This window comes from Pseudoponticoccus marisrubri (assembly GCF_001482405.1).
Lineage (GTDB): Bacteria > Pseudomonadota > Alphaproteobacteria > Rhodobacterales > Rhodobacteraceae > Pseudoponticoccus > Pseudoponticoccus marisrubri.
Genome location: NZ_LPXO01000069.1, coordinates 1 through 297 on the forward strand (window position 1 = coordinate 1; position 297 = coordinate 297).

Genomic DNA, 297 nt, shown 5'->3' on the forward strand with positions numbered 1-297 from the left:
AGACAAATCGGTGTCAGAGGCGCTGGATGGGTTTGAGGACGCTTTTGGTAATGCGGGTGCAACCGTTTTTGCACGCATTGATCACGCAGCTGGGGCCGAAAAGGTTGGGCTGACCATTCCAGCCAATCAAGTGCTGATCTTCGGCAACCCCGCGATGGGTACGCCCGCTATGCAGATTGATCCGCGTGCAGGATTATTCTTGCCGCTGAAAGTGCAGGCATACGAGGACGAAAACGGTCAGGTTTGGTTGGCCTATGAAGACCCCAAAGAGACTATGGATGATCTAGACGGTGTTGA

General features: G+C 53.5%; 1 protein-coding gene. It reads left to right on the forward strand.

Annotated elements, in window-relative coordinates; all coding sequences use genetic code 11:
• Nucleotides 1-297 (forward strand): DUF302 domain-containing protein (locus AVJ23_RS22520; RefSeq protein WP_157772777.1); only part of this gene is annotated, 297 nt, incomplete at both ends.